Source organism: Vibrio sp. Y29_XK_CS5 (assembly GCF_024181835.1).
GTDB classification, from domain to species: domain Bacteria; phylum Pseudomonadota; class Gammaproteobacteria; order Enterobacterales; family Vibrionaceae; genus Vibrio; species Vibrio harveyi.
In genome coordinates, this window is record NZ_JAMZAM010000023.1 from 1 (window position 1) to 3,706 (window position 3,706).

Genomic DNA, 3,706 nt, shown 5'->3' on the forward strand with positions numbered 1-3,706 from the left:
GCGACCAACTTTTCCCTTCATTTAAAAGTAGTTGAATATTTTCTCTGAGTTTTAAATCTGGTTTTCGCCCGTGATATTTTCCAAGCGCTTTGGCTTTCTCTATCCCTTGCTCGGTGTTTTCTTCTTGGTTCGCAATCGTCCCTTGCCATTGCCGCCGCCAAGTCGATCATGAATTCAGTGAGTACCCTCGAAATCATAGAGGTTTGTTGATCAGTATGAGTTCACACGGCGTGAGTCATTGATTGATAACGCCGATATTGATATCGGCTTCGACGAGTTGTTTTAGTTATTTCCACTGTTTATAGGGCAGGCGAGAGAGACGGTTAATTTTTTCGATGAGTAACATATCACCTCGATGCGAATCCTCAATTAAATGTGATAATTTAGCGCCGACAAATATTCAGTGTAAAAGCTAGCAATGCGCACATTGTGTTGATTGGCGAAAGTTTGGAGTTCACTCTTTACTCGATCAGCAGGTTGGTCAGTTGTCGAGGCTCGTAAATAGGCTATTGTGAACATAGGTGTATTCCATCGGTTCGAGTGTGGTTTTGTATTTTGATGTGTGTAGGGTTGTAAATCAATATTTATTGAACCAAATTTAGAGCCAGTTCTGGTGGTTTGTATGACATTTGTACACAAAGGTGGTTAACTATCTGATATATAAAATACTTTAGATAGCAAAAACAAGAGATAAAATGGCGTCTATTAAATCGAAAATGAGCAATTAATAGACGTATTTGTGTAAAAATCGACTTAACGGGCATCTTTCTTAGGGTTTACTGTCCGTTTTTGTTCCATTGGGCTTCAAACCCCTTACTTGCTGCGTTAGCGCTTTCTACTATTCGTCGAGCTGCGACTCATATAAAATATAGTTACAGTGTCACTTAGTGTAAATAAAAAATGGTGAAATGTCATTAACACTTCGCCATATGTCTAGAATAATTATGAGTTAAATTATTATCAAAGTTCATTTCTTGCTGCTATGGCTAAGAAATGGCTTCTGTCTCGATAGAGATCGCTATTCTCTACTCTACGATCGATTACCGCTAGTAACGACTCTGGTAGAGAAACATTTACCCTTTGGGTCTTACCACTGTATCTGCTTACATCAATTTCTATCTGTAACCAAACATCACAAAAATGGTAAGCTTGATCTTCTTTATAAATCAGCGCCCCTTGGTCTTTTAGCCCTAATACATCAAAGCCATCAGCAAGCATCTCTTCTAAAATACTTTCTATCGCTTCTGCTGAATGTGCCGCTATATCTTTACTACTATCTGATGCGCTATAGCAGGAATAACAGTCATTACATAGAGCTGGAACGACTATCCCGTAAGAGGAATCTTTATCTTTTGGTGTCTCTACACCCAATGTAAACCACATCGTTACCTCCAAGTGCGTGGGCTAGATGCCCGCGTCTTTTTTGATAGAACGTACTGTACCTATTGGTAAGGAGCCTTTAGGATGAGGCTCCGGAAATTTTTTACCAGTGATTGGAGATTTCCATATCTGGTGACTTCCTTTGCCATGCCTGACAAACTCACATCCAGCGGCAAGTAGTTCATCTATTAGGTCTTTAGATTTCATATTACCTCCGACCTAATAATTATCATACACACTAGTGTGTATTGGGCAAGTTTTTGGATGTGAAAAGTATATAAATGTACAGTGTACGCTTGAATAGTGTTCAATCGTATAGACGTACAGTTATGAAAATTATTGATATCTGGAATCCTAAAGGGGCAAGGTAAATCTATGCTTACTATTAACCTTGCCGCTGCTGCCATTGAGTTAGGCAAAAAGGGGCTTTGTTGCGTAAATCGATGGAACTAAATCAATAGCTTACGATCTGATCGGCTACATTCATTTAAGTCTGTAGTCTCATGCCTAAACCGCGTTACAAAACAAATAACTGGAAGCAATACAATCAAGCACTCATCAACCGCGGGAGGCCTCGTATTTTCAGTGATTTAGCCATAACAACCGCTTTGATGGTAAAGCGTATTTTTTCAATGCCACTCCGTGCTTCGCAAGGCTTTATGGATTCCGTTTTTCAACTTGCTCAACTTCCCCTGCGTAGCCCTCACTACAGTTGTATCAGTCGTCGAGCCAAAGACGTCAATGTGAGTTTTAAAACGAAAACCAAAGGACCGATGCAGCACCTTGCTATCGATGCGACAAGTCTTAAGGTTTATGGTGAGGGCGAATGGAAAGTCAAAAAACATGGCACGGATGGTAAACGTAGAGTGTGGCGGAAATTGCACCTCGCAGTAGATACGAGCACTCACGAAATTATTGCTGCAGAATTGAATTTATCAACGGTGATTGATGCTGAAGTTCTGCCAAACTTACTTAAACAAACACGCCGAAAAATCCTTGAGATATCAGGTGATGGTGGCTATGACACAAGGGATTGCCACTAAGTAATCCAAATTAAACGAGCCGTAGCGCTTATCCCTCCAAGAGAGCGGGTTGCATTCTGGGAACGAGGTCATCCGGTGGATTGCCAAAAACTATATGGTTCGAACAAGCATTGGAAAGAGCGCTATGGTTACCATAAACGCTCCCTATCAGAGACAGCAATGTATCGAGTGAAGCAGTTGCTTGGTGGACGGTTAAGTCTAATAAATTACAACGCACAAGTTGGTGAAACCTACGCGATGATCAAAGCTTTGAATAAGCTTACAGGGCTTGGTATGCCTAAAACTTGCCGTATTGGCTAACGATTGACCGAAATCGACCTGGTCGACTTCCAAAACGAATTACGCAACAGAGCCGGAATTACGTTAAATTGCGTCTAAAATCCTTACTTTGATTTTTTTTCTAAACAAGGCTCTAACTTTGTTAATAAAAGGCATTAAGTTGAATAATGCTTTCTCATAAAAAAACGAAAAAACATTTTCTCTTCGACCTGATAAGTCACTCGAAAATCGACCAGTTTTGGAGCCCTGCCAGACTATAGGTTTGACTGACCAATAAACATTTATTCCTGCATCATTCCATACAGCCGTGACAAATGAGTCTGATGCATAATCAAAGCTCTCTTTATTTTCAAGGTAGTTATCAACTATGGAACACAATTTCTTTGCGGCTATAGGACTAACAATATAAGCACCTGTCCGTTTTGTTCCCTTCATCTTTACAAGTGATTTGTGGATATAATTCAACGGAACATCATAGCTACTGTATTCTATGTTTATGTAAAAGTTATCACTCTTAAGTTTGCCTAGTAACACTGCTACATCAGATAATACGTCGCTTTTGAAAATGCTATCATCTTCAATTATTAGACCTACTGCACCACTATCGGCAACCTTTTTTAATGCGTCATAGTGCTTCCAAAAGCAAGACTTTACTGGTGCGCGAGCGAAGGAATGAAGCTGGTTTTTCAAATCTAAATTATCTGATGAGAAAAAAGATGCAGGGTAAGATGTAACCCATTCCAAATTAAAGCTTTCTGGAATTTGATTAAGCTGCTCTAAGATAAGGTGCTTTCTAAGCAAAAACTCATCTTTATTTTCATGGATACAATAAATATTCATTGCGAATACCGTTTAAAACCTTAAACAAAAACTGTTAAAGAACTTGAATATTATCAACATTGATTTTGGTGCCAGATACATCATTATCAACTTCGCCAGAGAGTCTAACTCTAGTTTTTGGGGTGACAGATTGACCTAACCACTTACTATGTTCAATCTCAATA

Annotated in this window: 4 protein-coding genes and 1 pseudogene; 1 reads left to right on the forward strand and 4 read right to left on the reverse strand. The window is 39.3% G+C overall.

All coding sequences use genetic code 11. The annotated features are described in order from the left end of the window. Window positions 1–960 precede the first annotated feature (960 nt). Complete coding sequence (locus NL647_RS27015) at window positions 961–1,383, reverse strand: type II toxin-antitoxin system HicB family antitoxin (protein WP_253650910.1); 423 nt, start codon at window positions 1,381–1,383, stop codon at window positions 961–963. 21 nt (window positions 1,384–1,404) lie between these two features. Further along, window positions 1,405–1,587 (reverse strand): type II toxin-antitoxin system HicA family toxin, encoded by a 183-nt coding sequence (locus NL647_RS27020; RefSeq protein ID WP_253650911.1) that lies wholly within the window; start codon window positions 1,585–1,587, stop codon window positions 1,405–1,407. A gap of 296 nt (window positions 1,588–1,883) precedes the next feature. Here NL647_RS27020 and NL647_RS27025 point away from each other — a divergent pair. Beyond that, window positions 1,884–2,723 (forward strand): annotated as a pseudogene (locus NL647_RS27025) (IS5 family transposase). 63 nt (window positions 2,724–2,786) lie between these two features. Here NL647_RS27025 and NL647_RS27030 read toward each other — a convergent pair. Both NL647_RS27030 and NL647_RS27290 read right to left on the reverse strand, forming a co-directional pair. Then, entirely contained in the window at window positions 2,787–3,542 is a 756-nt protein-coding gene (locus NL647_RS27030) for a hypothetical protein (RefSeq protein ID WP_253650912.1), read from the reverse strand. A gap of 34 nt (window positions 3,543–3,576) precedes the next feature. Then, window positions 3,577–3,705 (reverse strand): NirD/YgiW/YdeI family stress tolerance protein, encoded by a 129-nt coding sequence (locus NL647_RS27290; RefSeq protein WP_367618299.1) that lies wholly within the window; start codon window positions 3,703–3,705, stop codon window positions 3,577–3,579. Window position 3,706: the final 1 nt, after the last annotated feature.